Genomic DNA, 22,158 nt, shown 5'->3' with positions numbered 1-22,158 from the left:
ATCTTTATTTATCTTCAATAATAACTGATCTTATTCGATCATACAAGCACCCACTGTAACATTGGATGTCTCGTCTATCAATATGGCTGCTCCGTTTGCCCTGTTCTTTTGGTAAGAATCAAAAGCGATTGGTTGAGCAGTACGTATTACAATTCTTGCGACATCATTCAATTTCAGACTCTCAACATCTTCAAGTTTTTCATATGAATTGATGTCGATCTGATATTCTATGTCTCTTACAGAACACCTAGAACGGGATGTTCCGTGCTGAAGTACATATTTGTTTCCTGGTTTTAAAGTTTTTTTATCGTCCATCCAGCAAACTATCGCTTCAATATCCTGGCTCACTACGGGCGAATTTGTCAATGCTACGATTGAATCACCACGACTGATATCAATGTCATCTTCCAGCAGTATGGTAACTGACTCCAAAACAGATGCACTCTCAATTTCGTTTCCTCCGAACTCAATTTTAGCAATTTTTGATTCCTGCTCTGAGGGAAGAATCTTAACTGCATCACCTTTTTTGAAAGTTCCGCTTTGTATACGACCTGCATAACCGCGATAGTCGTGCAACTCATCAGTCTGAGGGCGGATTACATACTGAACAGCAAAACGTGCATCATCCTGATTCTGATCTTTCAAAACATTTACATTTTCCAAAACAGAAAGTAACGTCTCGCCAGTATACCACGGCATGTTCTCAGAACGGTCAACGATGTTGTCGCCATTCAAGGCACTGACCGGTATTAAAGTCAAGTGTTTGATATTCAGTTTTTCAGCAAGTTCTTTGTAATCCTTCGCAATAGCAAGGAAGCCATCTTCTGAGTTGCCGATTAAATCCATCTTGTTGATCGCAACAATTACGTGGGGAATCCCTAACATAGAAGCAATCAGGGAATGGCGGCGTGTCTGCTCAACAACACCATGACGTGCATCCACAAGAATGATGGCTAAATCCGCGTTGGAAGCACCAGTTACCATGTTACGGGTATACTGAATGTGTCCCGGAGCATCAATACTGATAAATTTCCTGTTTGGTGTCTGGAAGTATTTGTAAGCTACATCAATTGTGATGCCTTGCTCACGCTCAGAACGCAGACCATCTGTTAACAAAGCGAGATCAATTTCACCCACATTACGGCTTTTGCTTGCACGTTCAATGGCCTCCATCTGATCGGCCAGAATATTTTTTGTATCGTAAAGCAAACGTCCGATCAATGTACTTTTACCATCATCAACGGAACCTGCTGTTATAAATCTTAGTAAATCCACTTTGTATCAATTATGAATGAAGAATTAAGAATGAGAAATTACTGGTCAGTTTTTCAAAACATACTTAAAACTTCACATGAGTTGTTTAGAACTTATTATTAAGAGCGATACCTAAATTTATATTCTTCACTCTTAATTCTTCATTTTTAATTACTTAAAAATATCCTCCCTTTTTCCGATCTTCCATCGCAGCTTCAGTTTGCTGGTCGTCTATACGGGTTTCGCCGCGCTCACTGATTCTTGATATAGAGATTTCTGCAATTACTTCGTCGAGTGTTGATGCACTGGATTCAACTGCTGCAGTACAAGTCATGTCTCCAACAGTACGGAAACGAACCTGACGTGTTACAATCTGGTCATTTTCGTCTTTCTCAATTACAGGTGTATTGTTCAGCAATTTGCCATCTCTTAAAATCAATTCACGCTGGTGTGCGAAATAGATAGAAGGCAACGTGATGTTCTCTCTTTTCAGATAAGCCCAAACGTCCAGCTCAGTCCAGTTGGAAATAGGGAATACACGTACGTTTTCTCCTTTGCTGATACGGCCATTGAAAAGGTTCCAAAGCTCAGGACGCTGGCGTTTCGGATCCCATTGTCCGAATTCGTCACGGAAAGAGAAAATACGTTCTTTCGCACGTGCTTTTTCTTCGTCCCGACGGGCTCCGCCTATACATGCGTCAAATTCAAATTCTTCGATTGTGTCGAGCAGCGTAAAAGTTTGCAGCCAGTTACGACTTGCATTTTTGCCTGTTTGTTCCTTTAGTCCTTTTGCCTTAATGGTATCTTCCACATACCGGACTACCAGTTTAGCACCGATTTCTTCGGCCAACTGATCACGATATTCTATTGCTTCAATAAAATTGTGTCCTGTGTCTACGTGAACAAGCGGAAAAGGAATTTTGCCAGGTGCGAAAGCTTTTTGAGCCAGGCGTACCAGTGTAATAGAATCCTTGCCGCCGGAAAACAACAATGCCGGGCGCTCAAACTGACCGGCTACTTCGCGCATAATGTAAATCGCTTCCGCCTCTAACTGATCCAGGTAATCGGGAGAGTTGCGTATCTCGTCTGCCTCCCGATAGCTGATATCCGACACATCTTTAACTGAAATTGACATAATTTTTTAGCTTTTCGCTATCAACCACCCGGAGGACCGTTTATGGCTTTTAGCTTTTAATTAATTCTATTACAATCTTGAACTTTATGCGTATTGACTTTGATTCTTTCTAACAGCTAACAGCTAACAGCTAACAGCTAACAGCTAACAGCTACTTAGCGTGTAATCCACACTCTTTTTTGGACTCGTCTTCCCACCACCATCTTCCGGCTCTGAAGTCTTCACCTTCCTGAATAGCACGCGTACAAGGAGCACATCCAATACTTACAAAACCTTTATCATGCAAAGGATTATAAGGTATTCCGTTTGATTTGACGTAGTCCTTTACCTCGTCGAAAGACCAGTCCAAAATAGGGTGGAACTTGATCAGATCGTGTGCCTCATCGATCTCCAGCTTACTCATAGACTGACGGTTTCCAGACTGCTCTGCCCTGATACCGGTTACCCAGATCTTCGCCCCTTTCAGAGCTCTGTTCAAAGGCTCCACCTTGCGTATAAAGCAGCATTCCTTTCTGTTCTCAACAGAATCATAGAAGCTCAGTGGACCTTTGGTACTAACCAGTTCTTCTGCTGCGCCAGTCTGAGGATAATATACTCTGACTTTTGTATCGTAACGGTTATTGGTTTTCTGAAGGGTCATGTAGGTTTCATTGAACATTCTGCCCGTATCCAGCGTAAAGATGGATATATTAAGATTGTTTTTAAGTATGAAATCTGTAATGACCTGATCCTCATATCCCAGACTGGTCGAAAATACTACTTCGCCCGGAAACAGGTCAGCAAGAATGGCCAGTGATTCTATCTCACTTTTACCTTCAATGGCTGCATGTAATGAAGAAATATTTGTGTTCATGGTGGTGATCTTTATTTTCTTACACAAGAATCAAAGCATCTTATATAAACTTTGTAATTATTTTATTTTAGAGGCCAATCATCTTGTGTTCTTCTTAAATATTTGATTTTAATTCAAAATGTGCAACCTGTAAAAATAAGGGATGCAAATGTTGAAAATCATTATCTGTTGTGATTAGAATTGCATCCAGAATACTGGCTGTAGCTGCAATCCATAAATCATTTTTACCCATATTTCGTGCCGATTCGTTCAACGGCTTCTCAGGTAATCTGCCTTGGCTGAAAGCATCTATTTCTGCGTAACGATCTACAACTTTGGAGTCGAGATTTTCCAGAACAACAACAAATTCCTTGATGCCTTCAATCGCTGCAATCTTCTTTTCTCCCCAGTTGTTTTGAATTCCGATAGACTTCAATTCTCCAATGCAAACAGAGGATGTATACATCCTATTTCCAAAACCTTCCAAATTATACTTCCTCTGAATTGAATGAATAACCGACTCTTGACGGATGTAAGCAATCAGAACATTTGTATCCAGGAAGTAATTCACTTTGTTAGCTGTGAAATCAGTAATTCAAACGGTTCCTTTATATCAAGATCTTTCACGAATTTATCAAACCGCTCTTTATCAAAACCTTTATAACCTTGTTTTTTAATCTGCGCTTCAATCATATCCTCAACTGATCTATTCTGATCAACAGGTTTAATATACTCTTTCAGAGGGTCATCTTCACTCAATGTGCTATAGATCAGCTCATTCATAGTAACTCCTGCGAGGTCGGTTGCCTGTCTTGCAGAGAGAGCCCCTTGCTGATAAAGTTGCCCCGCGATAGAAAGCAATACTTCTTTCCTTTCAAATTCTTCCGGTAAGTTGATCGTCAATGTTTTCATTTTCTTTCAATTTCGGATTTCACTACTATTTTTTTACTCCAATATACCACTTTTGGCCGAGACCGTCACCGCATTGGTGAAATCTTCAATCAGATCTTCAACATCCTCTAAACCAACGGAAATACGAATTAAACCTTCTGTGATACCCAAAGCAATTTTCTCTTCAGGCTTCAGTTTGGCATGTGTCGTCGTGTAAGGATTGGTTACGATTGTTCTGGTATCGCCAAGGTTGGAAGACAAAGATGCAATCTCCAATTCTGCCATAAACGCGGATACACGTTGGAAACCACCTTCGAGATCAATCGTTACAATAGCGCCGCCCGCACTCATTTGCTTCTTAGCAAGATCGTGTTGTGGATGAGAAGGCAAGAATGGATATTTAACCATTTTTACATTAGGGTGCTTATCCAGCGCTGTAGCCAATGCCAGGGCATTTGCTGCATGTTTTTCCATTCTCAGGTTAAGAGTTTCCAAACTTTTGGTTAAAACCCAGGCATTGAAGGGAGACATAGATGGTCCCGTCTGACGACAGAAGAATCGTACTTCTTTAATATATTCTTTTTTACCAACAACAACTCCGCCCAATACGCGACCTTGTCCGTCCATATACTTCGTCGCTGAATGTACAACAAGGTCTGCCCCGTAATCAGCCGGGTTTTGCAAGGCAGGTGATGCAAAACAGTTATCGACGTTAAATATAAGGTTATGCTTTTTAGAAACTCTACCAATCATTTCCAGATCTACTAAATCCAGACCAGGATTAGAAGGCGTCTCCAGATAAATCATTCTTGTATTTAGTTGTACTGCAGCGTCCCACTCAGCCTCAGTAGCGTCATGATCAAGATAAGTATAAGTAATTCCCCACTTGCTGATAATCTGCGTAATGATCTGATGGGCAGAACCAAACAAAGCGCGGCATGCCAGAATATGATCTCCTGATTTTAACAAAGCAGCCATACTCGCGAACACGGCAGCCATACCGGTAGCAGTTGCGATTCCATCTTCACAATCCTCCAGCAGGCATACTTTGTCTACAAATTCCTGTACAGTTGGATTGGAGAAGCGGCTATAAAGATTGCCAACTTCAGTTTCATCAAAAATAGCTTTTCCCTGTTCAGCACTTTCGAAGGTGAAGCTACTTGTCAGAAAAAGAGGAGTCGAATGTTCCCGATAATGCGTCTTTTTAGTTTGGGTACGTATTGCCTTTGTTTGCTTTCTCATGTTTACTGGCTGTAAGCTGTTAGCGTTTAGCTATTAGCTTGGAAATGGATACTTCTTATATTTTAATCAAAAGGTTTATGCCGCAAGATTTCATTTCTTGTTTTATTCGGCATTTGGTGATCTATGGCATAAGGTAACAGCTAAACGCCGGAAGCCATCAGCTGAATAACACCATGTATATGATCCTTAAACTGACGATGATTACAATAGTTCCCACCATAATCATCATGGTTTTGATCGGTAGTCTTCTGGCCAGAGTGGCAGCAATTGGTGCAGCCACCATTCCTCCGAGGATCAACCCAAGGACGACTTTCCAATGCGAAAATCCGATAATGGTAATAAAAGTCACTGAACTCGCCAGAGATACAAAAAATTCAGCCAGATTCACTGAACCGATCGTATATTTCGGATGTCTGCCTCTTGCGATTAATGTAGATGTGACAATTGGTCCCCATCCACCGCCGCCGATAGAATCCAGTGTTCCTCCCGCCATGGCAAGCCATCCTATTTTTTTGATCGGACGCTTTTCAATACGTTTCTTCAACGCTTTTTGAATGATAAGAATTCCAAGTATCAGCGTGTATATGGCTACAAGAGGCTTGATGATATAGATGTATTTTTCCAGTGATGAAACGAGGTATGCACCAGTAATGGCACCCAGAACTCCCGGAAACAGAATCTTCTTAAAAAGCTTACTATTAACATTGCCAAATTTGAGGTGCATATAGCCAGAAACCCCGCTTGTGAAAATTTCAGATGTATGCACACTGGCACTTACAGCCGATGGCGGAACCCCCAGCGTAAGCAGGAATGTAGCAGCAGTTACGCCATAAGCCATTCCCAGAGCCCCGTCAATCATTTGAGCGACGAAGCCACCCATGACATAGTAGAAGAATTCTTCGTTGAATTCTAATTCATTCCAAAGAACTGACAGGCGGTCGTACGTAAAATAGGTAAACAGCAGATGTCCTACAATCATCAGTGAAACAGCCGAAAAGATATTAACCGCTACTTCAGTTCCGGAGCGCTTACGAAGTGTAGCAGCCCATACTTTTTGTTGAATAGTCTCCCAGGTAAGCGGTACCTTATGCTCCTTAGGTGATGCTTCGGATGCAGATGCGCTTTTATTGTGTAGAAATATAGGATCTGATTCGGAAGGTAAATCTTTAAGGAAAACTTTTTGCCCTTTGGTTCTGGCGATTTCAGCCAGGCGACGGTCTTCTGTAGGATCGCCACTCGAAATATAAGCAACGTTCAGAGACTGCCAGTTTGGATTTTGGCCAGTGTCAGATGATGGTAAAGATTCCGCCGCTTCCTTCAAAGTCTATCTAGTATACTATTATTATAGAGTAAAAATATAGCAAAATAGAAAATAACTATTTGCTATTCAGGGCACAAAAGTAAAATCAAATTATGAATTTTCAAAGAATACCAGACACTTCCCTGTATTGGTGTGTCTGCATTAAAAGTAGTAGCAGGCAGTCAGGTTAAACATCCGGTAACTCTCTTTTTGAATATCTATCCGACCGTAAATCGGAAGGGTCATGGAATTTGATTTATGTATGTTGGTGATGCCGTGGTAGTAGCGTAAGTCGAGGCATAAACTATTACCCAGATTGTAGCCAACGCCTGCTATTGCGCCAAAGTCAACTTTTTTATAGTAGGATTGATAGCTTGAAATGTTGTCACTTTTGAAATCATTCTTGTAGATAAAGCCTGGTTGTGCCCCAATCATTCCGAAAAATCTGTTGCTCTTTGGATGTATTTTAAGACCTAAGGGAATCATTAATGTTTGATACAGATCGACATACTTACTGGCAGAAGGATAGGAGCTTAGATTTTGAGATTCACCCAATGTTACATGTGTCAGGCCGGTATTGAAAGTTACATGAGGACCAGTTCTGATATCCATTGAAATTCCAAAATTAGGCCTGAATACAGCCTTTTCACCTGACGCTAATTTTGATATCTGAGCCATACCAATTCCTACATGAGGTCCTATACGAAAGCGCTTGTCACTTTGCGCCAAAGCACTAAAACTGATAAAGACGAGGAAAGCGACTAGTTTAAATTCTATTTTCATGACATGATTATTTGAGTAGGTAGAACTAAATTGGAAAGATGCAGAGATAAGCTTTTTACTGAACCTGAGTGCATTGCTCCGGAGGGTATGGTAACCAATATATCAAAGGAACGTCTGATGAAAGTAAACCTACACCATGAGCAAAATAACGCCCCACGATAATTTCATCAGGTCAATTATGGCCGATAGGGATATTGCACGAGATTACTTTAAAGGCTTTTTACCTGACCATGTCAGAGACTTGCTGGATTTTGAGACCTTAGAACAGAGCTCAGATTCTTATATTTCAAAGGAGCTCCGGAAAACGATATCGGATATCGTTTTTTCATGCCGGATTAAAGAATCCAGTGAGCCAGTCAGGATATGCTTGTTGATTGAGCACAAAAGTTATGTAGATAAGAATACATCAGTTCAGCTTGGTGGCTACATATTCTCCGCTTTTATGAAGCAGATAACAAATGGGGAGAAGCTTTCTATGATTATCCCCATTCTGCTGTATCATGGAACCAAGAGGTGGAAATATCGGGCTCTGGGAGATATGTTCGAAAATTTGGATCAATCATTACAAAGGTATCTGCCTCATTTCGATTATATTTACAATGATTTGGGAGAGCTAAGTGATGAGCATATTGCGCTTCTAGAAAACAAATTCCTGGTTGCCTCTATGCTGGCACTTAAACATAGCTTTGATAAAAAGTGGCTGGAATCAAATGCAGTCAGGCTGCTAATACTATCTGAAGGAATTGCCGGGAATCTGCAAAGTGGATTTATTGTTTACCTTTTTGAGCGAAGCGGGCTGCAGGAAAATAAAATCATTGATATTCTGGAAGATGTACCATTAAAAATGAAAGATAAGGTTATGAGCACATTAGATATTTTTGTTGAGAAAGGGAGAAAGTTGGGTTTGGAGGAAGGAATCGCAAAAGGAAAAACAGAGTTTGTTATGTATCTTTTAAAAAATACCGATTTCGATTTATCTAAAATTGCGTCCTTGGCGAATGTCTCAGAAGAGTTTGTGAAAAATATTCAATCGAATCTCGATTAACATATTTTAATCGGGAGGATATGGAAAATTTAATCGGGAGGATATGGAAAACGGGATCGCAGTGATGAAGCGATCCCGTTTATTTTATTTATAACACCGTATTTCCATCAGCGCTACCGGTACATGTGCATGTGAGCCGGATAATCTGATTTTTAAATGTTGGGTGGTAACAGGTTGAGCAAGATGAATAGTTCTGGTACTTAAATGGTTGTCTGCAATCGAACCCACAACCTCATTGTTACAGTTAAGTACCTGCACATTTTGTACGCAAAAGGGCATAACCGTTTCCGGATGTACATAAATCACATTTTCCATTGGATGATCATAATCTGAATCGAATACAAAATCAATTTTTGAAACAGAAGTTGGTTGGTTCCAGCTAATTGTCAAAAGCGGATTTCTGTCTGTTGTATCTGCCACCCAGGCATTAGGTTGCGATATAGGCCTGTGGAATCCGTTTGTAATATTTTCTGTACCGAAGACATCCAGTGGTTTGCTGAATTTTAGGGCAATGTTCCGTCCTTCCGGCCGTCGCTGAGGACACCAGAATTCGAACGTGTCTACACCAATATCTTCGGTAGGTTCTTGCTTTCCATAATTGGATACAGCAGGATTCGTCGCATTGAAAACGGTTACCATGCCCGTAACTCTTGTGTCGCTATACTGAATTCTGATTTTGTCATTCTTCATAAAGCATAGAAATGCATAACATGCTTCGTTGAATTCCACAGACCAGTTGATAGTGATTTTTTGCTTTCCTGTTTTAAGCTGAAATGTTTGGACATCTAAAATAACATCAGGTGTATGATTGAAGGATTTGCTACTCTTTCGTAGTTCTACTGTAAGTTCTGTTTCTTCGATCGCATCAATGGAGAAAGTCACGGAAGGAATTGTTCCTTTCGTAACAGGAATCATTTGCGCAACTGAATCTTTGATTGTCGCCCAGAAGTCAGAGCCAGGTAACTCTTGTAACTTTAAGGTGGATGAGGCTGTTATTTCAACTGCGCTTTGTACCAGATTTTCAGAATCTGTAATATCTGTCTGCGGTAGATATTGCCCTGAGCGCCATAAAGCCAACTGTAATTCTTTAAGGTGATTTGTACCTATTTCTGTGGGTGAACAATTATGCTTTTTACACAGTGCCGCTGCAATTGCCACTGCCTGCCCACCCACTGCGCTTGTAGCCATAACGCGCGTGGAAGCAAATGCTACATGTGTGGCGCTGATAATCCGGCCGGCTATAAATAAGTTACTTACATTTTTGCTATAATAGCAACGATAGGGGATGGCGTATACACCTTTACTGTGCCATTGATTACATCCCGATTGGTCGCTGTAAATCCCGTCAGCGGGATGCAAATCAAGACTCCAGCCTCCAAATGCAACTGTATCATCAAAGGTTTTTTGTTCAACAATATCTTGTTGTGTAAGCAAGTAATCTCCTTCAAAGCGACGGCTTTCCCGCTTACCTGGTATGGTGCCGACCCACTCCAATGTCATGTTCTCAGCTTCGGGAAATTCGCCTGAATTTTTGATATAATTCCAGGCACCATACACCACTTTCCATAGTTCCCACTTTATCTTTTCTGTATCGTGTACAGTGTCCAGCCGTCCCCCATATTCAAGCCACCAAAGGCGGCAACCGAAATCTTTTGGGTTGAAGGTTTTGTAACGGGGAATTTCTTTGATGTCCTTCAATGCATACGAAGGGGGCAGAAACTTGATCGGTCTGCCCATGTCTTTGGAATAGAAGTACAGAGAATGACCAAGTAATTCACCATATGCTTTATCCGGAGCAAATTTTTCTCCGAACTCATCTGCTGACTCGGCACCCATGCGGAATGCAGCTCCTGCGAGAAATCCTACGATGCCATCCCCGGATGCATCACAAAACAATGGTGCAGAGATATGGTATTGCGTACTGTTCTGACTGCAAAATCCATACACTGCTGTAATTTTGTCAGAATCAGCGTCGTTTTCCGGATTTTTATCAAGATCATAAACTGCCGTGTTGAGCAGAAGTGTGATGTTTTTTTCTTCAACTACTTTTTCAAGTAAAACAGTATCGAATATCAACGGATTGCCGTCAGGGTTCCGGTGAATATTTTCCAGCATGATTTCATCAATCACACCGCCTTCTCTGGCCCAGCGATTGTTATTCCCCATGTGAGAAGTGGCTCCCAGAATCCACAGGCGTACCTCACTGGAACAATTTCCACCCAGTACTGGCCTGTCCTGCACTAATATCACTTTTACTCCTGCCCGCGCCGCTGTTACAGCCGCACAAGTTCCGGTGAGTCCTCCGCCTACTATAACCAGATCGCCTGCAAGTGAAATGGTTTTCGGACTTCTTTTATAGGTGTATGTTTCTTGTATCATTTCTTTGTTGGGATAAATCCGGTTTAACAAAGCATGCGCGTCAACGAATGATTTGTATCACGTTCAAATGGCTTGGGATAAATTGTTATTTCAGTTCAAATGTTGCTTCTGTCGTTTTGAAGCCTGTTGGCTTGAATACTTCAATGGTGATCGCTTTCTCAAAACCTCTTACAGGGATAGAGATTTCTTTACTTTCGCCGGGACTGAGATCAGGAATCCGAATGGTCTTTCCCATGGTTTGCAAGGTATAGCCGCTCAATGCGTAGGAAGGGAAATCACTACGGGCTGTTACCTTCAATGTTAACTCGTGTTCACCCTGATCCCCAGTTGTATATCTTGTCTTTTCAATAACCACAGGAGACATTTCTTTCTGATAGGTGTAATAAGCAGGTCGCAATGTCCTGTCCGGACGAACTATTCCCCATGGACGATAACCATTCGGGTTTGTACCATGATAGCGGCTTTGGTAGTCGTTGTAGGTCCACCAGGAAGCACCGATTACGTACGGTCTTTTTCTGATTTCACCAGCTATGTCAGACACATGTTTAGCCTGATTTACTTCTGCCTGTCCAAAATCGTGTTCTGAAAAGGTCCTTAGTCCAGGCTGATCGTCCGAACCGTTGTCCGCACGTACTCCCCATTCGCTGATTAATATTGGTTTTTCAGGATATAAAGCGTGTATGTGGTCAAGTGCTTTGGCATGGTTTCCGTAGGTATTTGTTGATACGAAATCCACATATTGGCTTGCTTCGTCTTGTGGATTTTTAGGAAGAGAGTTCAAAAACATGGTAGCGAAAGTATAGAGTCTGCTTGCGTCCAGTTCTCGGGCATACGCAATCATATCTTTCGTCCACCGTTTTCCCGCTTCATGAAGTGACATGTACTCGTTACCGACACTGTATGCAATAATGCTGGGATGGTTCCAGTCGCGCTCTGCCATTTCTCTGAACTGCTGGCGGAAATTTTTCCTGATCGTGTCACTATCCATCTGCCGGGGTGTGAGCTGCCAGTTCCCCGCCTCGCTGATAATGAGCATTCCATATTTATCCGCCAAGTCATAAAAGTGTTCGGACGGTGTGTAGTGCGTAAGTCTGTGGAATTCCATGCCTGCTTCTTTCATCAGTTTGAAATCCTTTTCAATCAGCCAATCTGGTTCCAGTGAACCAAGCTTGGGATAATCAACCACACGGTTGCCGCCAGCGAGTTTCAGAGGTTTTCCATTGAGCAGAAGCTGTACATTTTTGATTTCAACTTTACGAATTCCAAAATTAGAAGCGATGGTGTCCCCATTTGCGAAAGCTTTCAAATGATACAAATTCGGATCATCCAGATTCCAAAGTTTCACCTGAGCTGCTGTCAGTGAAGTTTCTGATTCAATTATTCCAGTCTGTCCGGACTGAATTGTCGCCGCTTTGGTTCTCCATTTTAAAGGAATTTCTTTCTGATCGAAATTGACAGAAATACCTGTTTTCGGAGAAATAGCTTTGGCAGATGCATTACGGATCCGAAGCTGTGTTTTAAGTGTTGCGGTTCCTTTTTCAAGATCAGGGAGCGCTTCAATTTTTATGTTTTCAGAATACACTTCAGGCTCTACCGTGAGATAAACGGGGCGAATCAACCCGCCATAGTTCATCCAGCCCATAAACGGGTTATTCACCTCATTATCATCTTTAGATCCCGGAATGCTCCCGGGTTGCCAGGTGTCGTTATTGACCGAGACAGCCAGAAGGTTATTGCCGTCTTTTAAGAAATCTGTTACATCAAAACTGAAAGGTGTGTAACCTCCTTCATGTGAGCCTACTTTCTTTTCATTGAGCCATACTTCTGTTTTGTAATAAGCTGCGTCAAAATGGAGAATTATGCGTTTGGCGGAAGCTGGTTTCCAGTTAAATGACTTTCTGTACCAAACTGTTCCTGTGTAGAATTCGTACTTTTTATCGGCTGAAAAACAATGAGGAACGGTCACTTTATCGAACCTGCCGTTTTGAGCGGGCTTTTCCAGGTACCATTTTCCGGGAATTCCCATATTAGCCGGATCCAATGCAAATGACCATTCCCCGTGAAGTGGAATTGCATCCTGTTGCCGGATGGAATATTGAGCGAAAGCTTGTAAGAAGCAGAAACAAATGGCCAGTGTAAGCCACCAACGGTTTTTACTGAAATTCATAATTTACTGTTAAACAATACGGGTGAGTTTAGTTATTTGAGTTTGACTGCTAGTTGTTACATGGATCAGTCTCAGACGGTTTTATTGATAATTACTTGCTCTGTTTGATTGGTTACCGGACTCAGGTGAATCTTTCTCGAAGCACTGTAAGGAATCCAGGCAGCTACGAAAATGACTCCGGATATCACTGCGGTAATCATTGCTCCTGATTCGGTGAAGGTGCTTAGAATGAGAAGAATCACGGAGGTAAATAGTAAGGCACCTGCGATTACCTGTAAGCCAAATCTGTTCTGCCGCTTGATTTCGAAGGTTTCCTCCGGAGAGGCTTCAATCAGACTATCTATGCGTTTTTGTTCGCGGGAAATCTTGTATACTTCAAATTCCTGTGCAGTTTGGTTTCTAGACCTTGCCCAAAGTTCATAGGCGAGTAGAAGTAGCAAAGGAAGACCAACGCCGACAATGTTTTCCATTGCCCGGGATAACTTGAAATCGAGCAGCCAGGGAGCCAGAACTTTGAAAAAAAGATTGACTGAAAGGCCAATACCGGTAACCCAGAGTGTGACTGTGCTGGTCAGTCGTTTTGAAAAGAGAGCCCAGAGCGGAGGAGCAAGCAGGGGGCCACCTGAAATAGCTGAGATACTAAGCACTACTTCTACGATCCCGCCTGCTAAAGGAACCAGCAACGCAATACCGATCATACCCAATCCAAAGAACCAGGAAGAACCTCTTGCCACACGAATAAGTTGCTTGTCGGAAGCAGCCGGATTCACCATGCCTTTGTATATATCATTGGTGAAAACCGCTGATACCACGTTCAGGGCGGTATTAGCGCTGGCAGAAGTAGAGAAATACATACCGGTCAGCATCAGGCCAAGCAGGCCGGGAGGCAACACGAGTTTACAAATCATCAGGTATGCATTTTCGGTATCAAGACCTGTTAATGCCGGATTGATCGCTTTATAAATCATGGGTGGGAACATCCATATCACCGGACTGATCAAATACAATCCGGCAAAAAGAAATGCTACTTTTCGGGCGGACTTTTCGCTGTCAACGCTGGTGTAACGTTGCACCATGGTCCAGTTGCCGCCGATGTAACAAATGTGGTAGATGATGAATGCGAGGACGAATCCGATGGTGTATTCACCGTTGAGGAGATTGAAGAAGTCATCAGGGACATTTTGTGTAAATCCCTCCCAGCCACCAACCTTTTCAAAGGACAATGGTAAAAGGATAAATACCGCAGCGCATAAAACCACAAATTGTAGTATGTCGGTTACCATCACGGCCCACAATCCTCCCACTGCAGTGTAGGCGATCATGAATAAACCAAGTCCGATTGTACAGGGAACAAGAGGAAGATCCAGCGATGAACTGACCAACCGCGCTACAGGATATAAAACTGAACCTTTGATGAAAACGGATACCAGTGTAAAAATGAAAATGTAAGTTTTTTGAACCGGGAGTCCGAGACGTTCCCGGATGAATTCTGCTGCTGTAAGCGCGCCGGTTCTTTTCCAATAGGGAGCCAGGAAAAGTCCGGTGACAAGCGCTCCTATACACATCGTCCATTGAATCGTTATCGCCACCCAACCATGCTTGTAAGCGATAGAGCCCCACGCTACAAAAGTCCCGGCGGAAAAAAAGCTCATGAAAAGAGAAAGTCCGCCGATGAACCAGGGAACGGCTTCGCCTCCTGCAAAAAAGGATTTCAGATTTCTTCCTGTTCTTGCAAATAGCAAACCTATGGCAAGGACAAAGGCAGAGAAAACGACAATAACGATGGTATCAATGGTGGTATTCATAAATTGGCTATCGGCTTTCAGCAGTCGGCTGTAGGCTTGTGTTTTGATGGTTCTTGTTTTTCCAACCCAAATCAGAATTAAGCTAGATATGGCAGCTAATTTTTGCGGTCTTTGCGTTGAGCTTCTTTTTCTTCGCGTGATTTTTATCTTCTATTCAAATGTCATGGTGTACACTTCCATTCCAAATCCAGGTAGTTGATATTCAATTGACTGTCCATTAGAAATCTTTTTATTTGAAGTAGTTGTCGTAATGCTTTTTATCTTTTTGCCCACTGCCCATTTTTCAGGATTAAGGGCGATTTTCCCTTCACTTGGCTGAGCCCGATTGTTCAGCAAGATGATGAAGGCCTGATTACCCTCTGTATTTTCTGCCAGAATCGGATCTACAACTGGTGTATTTCCCGTTACGAATCCTTCTCTGATCACCAGATCCGCTTTTTTGCCATACACATCTCCAGGAGCAAAACCATAGGTTTGATGTGGTCCGACTTTTGGAGTGACAAAACCCCTTGGAAATGATACCTTTCCGGCAGAACGGAGCTCGATTTCGGACATCAGGTAGTCGGTGATCCAGCCGACCTGCCACCACGCATGATGCGGGTAGGGGCCCGCTCCTTTATTCATCGCCTGCCAGTAGTAAGAGGCTACACTCGTTTTACTGTCCACAAAAGCATCCCTGCCAATCGCTGCAGAACGCGCCATGTCAGCAAAAATCTGTTCGCCTGTAATACCATACATGCGCAGAAACATGCCTGCATGGCTTGCCAGCTGAATAGGACCATGGCGCGTAGCAGAACCGAATATACCTCCATGTTCAAAGCTGAGACCGGTCTGGCTTATCTCCCAATCACGTCGTTCGGTTCCATTCACAGTTTTGATACGTTCACTTGCGATGGGGTGTGTGTATACTGAGGTAGTGTAGATTTTAGCGCAGGTAATGGCTGCTTCCCTGTATTTTTGGTCTTTGGTCAGATCATAAAGATCCAGAAATGCTTGTGCCGATTGCCCGGTAGCAAAGTCGGGTGCATAACGTGCATCGCCACATACTCCCAGGAATGCTCCTGTTTCAACAGAGTTTTTAATCAACCAATTCGCACCCTTTTGTGCTGCTTTCAGGTATTTCTCATCTTTCAGAATCCTGTAGGCAACCAATAATCCATAGAAAGAAGGCCTTACATCTTTGATATCTTTGAAAAGCTGTTCAGTGGTTTTCCTGTCGTACGCAACGGCAAAACTGCCATCCGGCTTTTGCCATGAAAGTAATTTTTCTGCGCCGAAACGAAGTCTGTCTTTCAGTTCGGAATTGTCCGGTTCAAAAAGCAGCATGTTGCCAATATCCAGCATCACATAATAGGTGAGTGCGATAGGCTCTACCACTTCTCCCCATTCTTCCACGAACTTTTTCTTTTTCGCAAGATAATATTGACCTTCAATAGCGCCTTTGAAAAAACCATCTTCTGTGTCTTGCTGTACGAGCTTGAAGTTGAGCGCTGGGGGAAGCACTTTTTCTTTCAATTCAGGATCTTTTGTCGCATTGGCCAGCATCCACATAGCGCCGTAATCAGCATTTTTCATGGCGTCTTTGTTGGAGCCTACCACACCGCCCAGGTACGACTGCGCGCCAATTTGTCTGCCTTTATATTCTTCAATATTCCAAAGCGAAGTTTTAGGATCGGTGAGATAATGATGCATGTTTTCGATCCGGTTGGTAAGCGACTGCGTGCTCTGGCGGAGCGGCAGTGTTTTTCCAAATTGGTATACATCGTAGGCAGCATGATTTACTGCACGGAACCAGTCGTCCGCAATAAGGCTATACCGGAACGAATAGTTAATCTCCTGATTTGGATTCAGATCGGAAGCGCTCTCGCCTAATACAGGATAGTACAATGTTGGAGAAAGCTCTGCCTTGCGATTCATGTGTGACAAGCCGATATTCCAGTCCGTTTGCGAGTATTTATCTTTTGCCCATGGGTCTCTTGCTAAACCCGGATCAGGAATGACTGATAAGGTAATTCCGTTTTTCGAACTAACCAACGGACTCAATGTGGAAGCACAACGCTCACGATATACCACAGGGCGGGATGGAATGCCATGCCCGTAAGCATACGAAAGTGCAAAGTTGGGTTGCATAAAATTGCCCTGAAAATAACCGGGAACGGAAACCCATGACATCTGTCCGACCGGTAGCGTGGCCAGAGCAGGTGTTGCCAGCGAGTAATATCCCTTTTTCTTGGGAATGAGTTTCATAGAAACCAGAATGTCATTTGGGTGTGTGGTATCCAGTTTCCAGTTCGATACAATGGTTGCCAGTTCGGTATCTTTTCTGAGCTCTATTTCTTTTCCTTTGACAGTAATTTGGTCAGGGAAAAAATGCAGAGCCGTTCCGCCAGTGTTGAGAGCCACTTCGGTTGTACTTTCTTTCCATTGCAACTGCTGATAATGGTATGCTTCCTCGGGGAATTTTCCTCCGGTGATTTTGTCAAAAGTTTCCTTGGGTTCATCAGAAGGTTTTGTTTCCGAATACAACAGTGTATACTCACCGGATGGAGTCAGGGCACTGATCCATTTGCCATTTTTCCGGATCTCTATATTTGCGATTTTCAAGTCGCCGGTTGCTGCTTTTTGCCATTGTAAGCGAATGTGCTCATTGCTGAGTTCACCTGCTTTTTTTGACTGGGCAATAATGCAGTGCTGACCTGTGAGAAGAAAAAGAAATAATATGTATCTGAATGTCGTCATTATGAAAATGATACTGGTTTATGCAAACCGGATTTAATTGGATACTGATTGAATAAAGTCTTTAATGCCGTCTGATGCATAGGTAATTAACTTACCGGATGCGTTCTGATACACCAGAAATACATCCAGATCTTTTCTGGTTTTAAGAAAGGCTTTCGTCTTTTCGATTCCCATGACAAAAAATGCTGTATCATAAGCATCAGCAGAAACTGCGTCTGGCGCAAAAACAGTTACGCTGAGTAATGAGGTTTGCTCCATGGAACCTGTTTTTGGATTGATAAGGTGATTGAAGACTAAACCGTCTTTTTTGAAATGATTGCGATAGTTTCCGGCGGTGGTCATAGCTCGGTTTTGAAGTGTAACTTTAGTTACTAATGAACCTGGTTTTAAAGGGTTTTCTATACCGCTGATCCACGGTGAACCTTCATTTTTAGAGCCTTTGCAAAAAATCTCTCCGCCTATTTCAACCATATACCGGTTGATGTTTTTTTCTTCTAAAAATCGGCTGATTACGTCTACGGAATATCCCTGTGCGATACCATTGAAATCAAGGCGGACGTGTTCTTTATTTTTACTGACCATGATTGAGTCAAACTGAATTTGCCCGAATCCGATCAGGCTTAATATTGAATCCGTTGCTATATCGGAGATGGGATTGGTCTTTTTCGCTCCGAATCCATAAGCCTCTGTAAGGGGCAGGATAGTTGGATCAAACATTCCTTCCGTGGCTTCATACACTTCTTTCGACTTCACCAGCACGGGATAGAAATAAGGGGTAGTGAGTCTGATCGCATGTGAACGGTTGAATAGCGACAGTTCAGAGTCTTCCCGATACAAGGACAGACTTTTATCAAACTCCGTCAGAATAGAATCAATATGTGTTTTCAGGTTCCGGTTTTGTACATCGAAATATTTGATGTGGTAAGTTGTGCCCTGAGCAGTGCCGTTGATCGAAACCATTTGTTGCGCAGCGATCCTGTTCTCCGTGAGAAGAAGAAGTAAGAATGTCGCCGATATCAACTTTGAATAATTCACTGACGTTTTTTTGAGTTTCTTAATTTATCATTACATGCCTGACGGCATTTCAAATAGTTCGGTCTGTTTGTTTGTCTACCGATATTTCATGCCTCTGGCATTTGAAAATATTTGCTTCGAATATTGAGTCTACCCATTTAAATGCTTTACTTATAGGCTTTGATAATTGACTGTAATTAATCGCGTAGCGATGTCATTTCGGTAGAAAAAGTAATCCGGATCACATTTATAAATCCCGTCGGGATGTAACATTTTGCATTTGCCACGGATGCACGGATTAACACGGATGGTGATCTCTTCTATTCGTGTTAATCTGTGTATCCGTGGCAATTGTAAAGCTTAACCATGAACATCCGTGGCAACAAAATCATGGCTGTGGAGCAAGTGTTTCCCCTTTTAATATGCCTACCAGTTCCGGTAAATGCTGTTCATATATCCCTCTTGGTGTGGTTTTGTACTTTGCTGCCAAGGAGGCTGCAAATCCTACTACTTCGCCCATCATGCCACAGGTACGCATCACACGTGTACTACCAAAAGCCACATGCGTAGTGCTTATATTCCTTCCCGCCATGAATAAATTCTGAATGTTCTTTGAATACAGACAGCGATAGGGGATGGTGTATGGAGCGACCTTGATATGTTTGGTACTTGCGAAAAATTCCTGTCCTTCAAAATACTTGCTGTTCTTTTCGTTCGGGAAGTGCAGATCAATCGTCCATGTTGCGGTTACCGATCCATCAGGGTAAAACTTGCCTTCCTGTATATCCATCTGGTTGAGGATGTGGTCACCAATTAGCCTTCTTGATTCACGTTTTCCACCGATGTATGCCACCCAGGCGAGTTCCTGTTTACTATACTTTTCCTTTTTACTGTTTTTCAAATAGGACCAGTTGCCATAAATCGCTCTCAGGTTATGGTCACGGATTTGTTCTGCCTGGGTAATGGTGTTGAAATTGCCAAAACCAGTTTCCCATTCCCAATCCGATTTTGTCTGGTCGATGTGGTATTCATCGGAGAATTGTAGTGCCCATGGAGTTGCAGGAAATGAAGTTACAGAATCGGATGGGAGGGAAGCCCACAGGTTGGAAGTTCCCAATGTGAAATCATCTGCTTTTTCGGATGCATAGGATTCACCCGTTTCGGCTTTACTTTCACGTCCCATTCTGAAATCTGCTCCGGCAAGGAAACCAAGTGTTCCGTCACCTGTACAGTCAGAGAAAAATGAACCTTCAAAACGAGTTTCCTGATTGGTGGCTATATCTCTGCCTACAACTGCCGTGATGATGTCATTCTGTTTTTCAGCTTTAAATACAAATGTGTTCAGGAAAAGAGAAATGTTCGGCTCCCCTCTAATGATGTCCGTTTTGCGTTTATCGCCGTATTCTTTTGCATCAGGATTTCCGTTTCCCGGATCACCGTTATCCATTTCTCTTACAATGCGTCCCAGTTTTGGATAATGGTTTTTGTCCACATCACCCATCAGATGTACCCGCACTTCAGAACTATTGTTACCGCCCAGCACAGGACGATCCTGAATTAGAGCCACTTTGAGCCCCATTCGTGCTGCCGAAATGGCCGCGCACGTGCCGGCAATTCCACCACCAACTACCACCATATCAAATCTTCCGGCTGAACGTGGTGTTTCGGTAAGAAGGAGTTGTTTTCTGCGAAAAGCCGTTAGTTCTTCCAGTTTATTGGGCGGCATGAATTTGGCGGCATCTGTGAATAGTACGGCATCACAGCGACCATTGAAACCCGTCAGGTCATGTAGTGCCAGCTGCACCTGTTCTTTTTTGATGTCCACTTCTCCGCCATCATACCACTTCCACTCGTCGGAGCCACTTTCTCCGAATACTTGTTTGATTTTATTTCCATCAACCGAAACCTGAAATTTGCCTGGTCCTTTTGGAAAAGGTGCCCAGTCTTTTGTACGAATCCAGACTTTATACTTCCCGATTTTTGGGAATTTTACGGTAGTTGATGCATCCTTCACAGGTCGACCCATACCATGCGCCATGATGTAGGAGGAGTTCATCACAACATATGATTGTTGATCAATAACCCAGCCTCCTTTGTTTTCAAAAGATTCTGTCTCCACAAACACATGGTTTTGAGCAGCAAGACGAAGTGTCAGGAATAGGAAAAGTATAGTTAGCTTGATTTTCATAGGGTATTCAGGATTAGTCAGCACTTCATTGGTATATGATTCAATTAGTCAAGTTTATTGGCACTTACGTTCATATCGGCTTTGGCTATGAAATAGCCATTTTCCACTAATCTCCGTAAGCCCATAGGGCTTCAATACGAATAGCTCCGGGTGAAATCCGGGGACCAATGAGATAGGCCGAAAATTCAGCAACCCTGTAAGGGTTGAATATTCCGTACGTCTTTTGCAATTCATCATCATCTCTGATTTTTGTACCACTCTATTCTCTGTTTTACTTCTGTACTCTGAGGTTGAAATCGCTCTAATGTTTCATATATCTCCGAAGCAAAATCCTCATTGTCCATTTCCATGTTTTTTGCCAATGCAATCAGAGTCTGGTTTGATAGCTGCTTTTGTTTTGCCAGGATTCCCAGCTTCAAACGGAACAGTTCCTGGTTAGAACCCGCAATGCTGGTAGCCAACTTTTGGGCGAGATGGTCTGTGACAGATATAGTTCCGAGTTTTTTCAGAATGGCAATTTGCAATGGATAAGAACCTGATTGATAGGTATTCCAAAGCCAATTTTGCCTGCTATCACCCGCAAAAAAAGCTGCATTCGTATTTTGCAGGGCAGTTCTGGCAGTGAACAAATTTTTGCCGGCAATCACCTGTTGAATGTCACCTTCGAATGATTTTTTCACCTTCCCGTTTTTAGCAATGACACTTTCCATTGCCCTGTACTGATAGTGATAATTGTTGCTTTTGAGAAACTCGTGAAGCAATTCGTCATTCAGGTAGGAATCTGTGATTTGTTTCATTTTATCCATCACCTGTTTGCCGTAGGCGATGTGCCAAAGCGTGAAGCAGGTATATACAGCCCCGTCTATCACATCATTTTTGATGGTTTTTAGGGTAGCACCTGTTTTTGCATCTACATTGTCGGTAAGACTGTCGGTACCTTTCGTGAGCAAATCTTCCATTTTGAGGTCAGCGAAAATAGAGTTGGAGCGTGAAAGGATGTCAGCAAGTTTCTGATAGTCTTGTTCCTTAAATTCTTCGTGATCCACTTTGGTCAGAATTTTGCCCTTCGGCATTTCATACCGGATATAATTTCCCAACAGATCCCAGTAAAAATCCACATGAACAGGTTTGCATTCGTTGGTATAACATACCGGCGTAAAGATGTTCCGGAAGAAATATTTCGGTCTTCCGGAATCATCCAGCGCCAGTTTCAGAGTATAGGAATTAGTATCGCTTTCGGTAATGGTGAACTGGCGGATCGACTCAGTTTGAGATGCAACACTATACGCTTTTCCTCTACCATCACTTTTAACCTCCGCTAATACAAGCAGAGGTAAGTGAGATAGTAGTAAAAGGATAATGGATTTTAGCATCGGTACAATAG

General features: G+C 42.6%; 16 protein-coding genes. 1 reads left to right on the top strand and 15 read right to left on the bottom strand.

Features of this window, described 5'->3' with window-relative positions; translation table 11 throughout:
* Nucleotides 1–30: 30 nt before the first annotated feature.
* The 8 genes from DSL64_RS14310 to DSL64_RS14275 form a co-directional block, all read right to left on the bottom strand.
* Nucleotides 31–1,275 (bottom strand): sulfate adenylyltransferase subunit 1, encoded by a 1,245-nt coding sequence (locus DSL64_RS14310; RefSeq protein ID WP_115831589.1) that lies wholly within the window; start codon nt 1,273–1,275, stop codon nt 31–33.
* A gap of 154 nt (nt 1,276–1,429) precedes the next feature.
* A complete protein-coding gene (cysD, locus tag DSL64_RS14305; RefSeq protein ID WP_262512416.1) occupies nt 1,430–2,389 on the bottom strand; it encodes a sulfate adenylyltransferase subunit CysD in 960 nt (319 codons plus the stop codon).
* A gap of 151 nt (nt 2,390–2,540) precedes the next feature.
* Nucleotides 2,541–3,242 carry a phosphoadenylyl-sulfate reductase gene (locus DSL64_RS14300; protein ID WP_115831588.1) on the bottom strand — a complete coding sequence of 234 codons (702 nt, stop codon included), beginning with the start codon at nt 3,240–3,242 and terminating at the stop codon, nt 2,541–2,543.
* A 94-nt stretch (nt 3,243–3,336) separates the two neighbouring features.
* Entirely contained in the window at nt 3,337–3,792 is a 456-nt protein-coding gene (locus DSL64_RS14295; protein WP_158547924.1) for a type II toxin-antitoxin system VapC family toxin, read from the bottom strand.
* Nucleotides 3,789–4,133: a UPF0175 family protein gene (locus tag DSL64_RS14290; RefSeq protein WP_115831586.1), complete on the bottom strand. Its 345-nt coding sequence runs from the start codon at nt 4,131–4,133 to the stop codon at nt 3,789–3,791. Before DSL64_RS14290 ends, DSL64_RS14295 begins: the two co-directional genes overlap by 4 nt.
* Before the next feature lie 33 nt (nt 4,134–4,166).
* Nucleotides 4,167–5,354 (bottom strand): trans-sulfuration enzyme family protein, encoded by a 1,188-nt coding sequence (locus DSL64_RS14285; protein WP_115831585.1) that lies wholly within the window; start codon nt 5,352–5,354, stop codon nt 4,167–4,169.
* A gap of 157 nt (nt 5,355–5,511) precedes the next feature.
* Nucleotides 5,512–6,675 (bottom strand): sulfite exporter TauE/SafE family protein, encoded by a 1,164-nt coding sequence (locus DSL64_RS14280; RefSeq protein WP_115831584.1) that lies wholly within the window; start codon nt 6,673–6,675, stop codon nt 5,512–5,514.
* A gap of 141 nt (nt 6,676–6,816) precedes the next feature.
* Nucleotides 6,817–7,437 carry a porin family protein gene (locus tag DSL64_RS14275; protein WP_115831583.1) on the bottom strand — a complete coding sequence of 207 codons (621 nt, stop codon included), beginning with the start codon at nt 7,435–7,437 and terminating at the stop codon, nt 6,817–6,819.
* Between the two features lie 136 nt (nt 7,438–7,573).
* Between DSL64_RS14275 and DSL64_RS14270 the strand changes: the two genes are divergently transcribed.
* Nucleotides 7,574–8,482, top strand: a complete 909-nt coding sequence (locus DSL64_RS14270) for an Rpn family recombination-promoting nuclease/putative transposase (RefSeq protein ID WP_115831582.1) — start codon at nt 7,574–7,576, stop codon at nt 8,480–8,482.
* An 84-nt stretch (nt 8,483–8,566) separates the two neighbouring features.
* Here the strand turns inward: DSL64_RS14270 and DSL64_RS14265 are convergent, their stop codons facing one another.
* From DSL64_RS14265 to DSL64_RS14235, 7 genes are all read right to left on the bottom strand, one after another.
* A complete protein-coding gene (locus tag DSL64_RS14265; RefSeq protein ID WP_115831631.1) occupies nt 8,567–10,861 on the bottom strand; it encodes an FAD-dependent oxidoreductase in 2,295 nt (764 codons plus the stop codon).
* Nucleotides 10,862–10,946: 85 nt separating this feature from the next.
* Nucleotides 10,947–13,028: a glycoside hydrolase family 2 protein gene (locus DSL64_RS14260; RefSeq protein ID WP_115831581.1), complete on the bottom strand. Its 2,082-nt coding sequence runs from the start codon at nt 13,026–13,028 to the stop codon at nt 10,947–10,949.
* A gap of 71 nt (nt 13,029–13,099) precedes the next feature.
* The gene (locus tag DSL64_RS14255) at nt 13,100–14,833 is read right to left on the bottom strand and encodes a sodium:solute symporter family protein (protein WP_115831580.1); all 1,734 of its coding nucleotides are present in this window, start codon (nt 14,831–14,833) and stop codon (nt 13,100–13,102) included.
* A gap of 150 nt (nt 14,834–14,983) precedes the next feature.
* The gene (locus DSL64_RS14250; protein WP_115831579.1) at nt 14,984–17,572 is read right to left on the bottom strand and encodes a glycerophosphoryl diester phosphodiesterase; all 2,589 of its coding nucleotides are present in this window, start codon (nt 17,570–17,572) and stop codon (nt 14,984–14,986) included.
* 33 nt (nt 17,573–17,605) lie between these two features.
* Entirely contained in the window at nt 17,606–18,607 is a 1,002-nt protein-coding gene (locus DSL64_RS14245; RefSeq protein WP_229217089.1) for an FAD:protein FMN transferase, read from the bottom strand.
* Nucleotides 18,608–18,974: 367 nt separating this feature from the next.
* Nucleotides 18,975–20,774, bottom strand: a complete 1,800-nt coding sequence (locus tag DSL64_RS14240) for an FAD-dependent oxidoreductase (protein ID WP_115831630.1) — start codon at nt 20,772–20,774, stop codon at nt 18,975–18,977.
* Nucleotides 20,775–21,010: 236 nt separating this feature from the next.
* The gene (locus DSL64_RS14235; RefSeq protein WP_199539397.1) at nt 21,011–22,147 is read right to left on the bottom strand and encodes a hypothetical protein; all 1,137 of its coding nucleotides are present in this window, start codon (nt 22,145–22,147) and stop codon (nt 21,011–21,013) included.
* Nucleotides 22,148–22,158: the final 11 nt, after the last annotated feature.

The organism is Dyadobacter luteus (assembly GCF_003383615.1).
Lineage (GTDB): Bacteria > Bacteroidota > Bacteroidia > Cytophagales > Spirosomataceae > Dyadobacter > Dyadobacter luteus.
Note: the sequence above shows the minus strand (reverse complement) of the source record. Positions and strands in the feature narration are given on the sequence as shown.